The 1,322-nt window shown below is 64.3% G+C and carries 1 protein-coding gene; it reads right to left on the bottom strand.

The window, feature by feature from the left end; translation table 11 throughout:
- Window positions 1–154 precede the first annotated feature (154 nt).
- Window positions 155–1,322, bottom strand: a 1,168-nt coding sequence (locus EN984_RS34910; RefSeq protein ID WP_164765935.1) for a DEAD/DEAH box helicase, incomplete at its 5' end; no start/stop codon positions are given.

Below are 1,322 nucleotides of genomic sequence, written 5' to 3'. Positions count from 1 at the left end.
GCGTTTCTGGCGCAAAGGATCGCCGTCTGGATCGAAGCGGTGGTGAAGTAAGCCGACGAAAAAGGGCGGCCGAAGCATCGCTTCAGCCGCCCTTTCCTTGGTCTGTCCCGGCAATCAGCCAGGCTAAGCCTGACTGATTACAACGCGATCTGGCTTACGCAGCCCGCGCAGCCGGACGCTTGCCGCCGAAGCGACGCTTGTTGTTGCCTTTGAAGGCCGGCTTGGCGCCTTCCGGCTTGCGCTCGCCTGCGAAGGCAGGCTTGTCGCCGAAGCGCTTCTTGCCAAAGCCGTTGCCCTTGTTCTCGCCACCGGGCCGCCTGCCGTCGCGACGGCCATTGCGGTCGTTGCGATCATTGGCCGGCTCGAAGCGCTCGTTCTTTTCAGCCGGATTGCGCAGCGGATCGGGGCTGCCGAGATGGTCGGCAACGATCGGCAGCTTGGTGCGGATGATGCGCTCGACCTGGCGCAGCTTGCTGTTCTCGGAAGGATCGCAAAGCGTGATCGCGATGCCGTCCATGCCGTTGCGGCCGGTACGTCCGATGCGGTGGACGTAGCTCTCGGCTTCATCAGGCAGGTCGAAATTCACGACATGGCTGATGCCGGGGACGTCGATGCCGCGCGCCGCAATGTCGGTCGCCACCAGAATGCGCACCGAGCCGTCGCGGAAATCGTTCAGCGCTTTCTGGCGGGCATTCTGCGACTTGTTGCCGTGGATGACGGCGGCCTTGAAGCCGTCGCGCTCTAGGTCCTTGGTCACCCTGTCGGCACCATGCTTGGTGCGCGAGAAGATGATGACGGACTTCATCGCCTCGTCGGCGAGCATCGTCGACAGAACCTGGCGCTTCTGCTTGGTGCGGGCAAAGACGACGCCCTGCACGATCTCGGCCGCCGCCGTGCTTTGCGGCGCGACTTCGACGCGGATCGGGTTCTTCAGCAGGCCCTTGGCCAGTTCGGCGATTTCATTGGGCATGGTCGCCGAGAACAGCACCGTCTGACGGTCGGGCGCCGTCGCCTTGGCGATGCGCTTGACGTCGTTGATGAAGCCCATGTCGAGCATGCGGTCGCCTTCGTCGAGCACCAGCCATTTGGTGTCGGCAAGCACGAGGTCGCCCTCACGCACAAGGTCGGTCAACCGGCCGGGCGTGGCGATCAGGATGTCGACGCCGGGAGCAACCTTCTTCACCTGACTGAAGCGGGACACGCCGCCGAGCACGAGCGCGGTCGAGACATGCGCACCCTTGGCGAGGATCTTGATCGTGTCTTCGATCTGCACGGCGAGTTCGCGCGTCGGCGCCAGAATCGGCGCACGCGCCGTCTTCGGC

This window comes from Mesorhizobium sp. M7A.F.Ca.CA.004.12.1.1, assembly GCF_003997835.1.
Taxonomy (GTDB): domain Bacteria; phylum Pseudomonadota; class Alphaproteobacteria; order Rhizobiales; family Rhizobiaceae; genus Mesorhizobium.
This window is presented reverse-complemented; position numbering and strand designations above follow the sequence as displayed.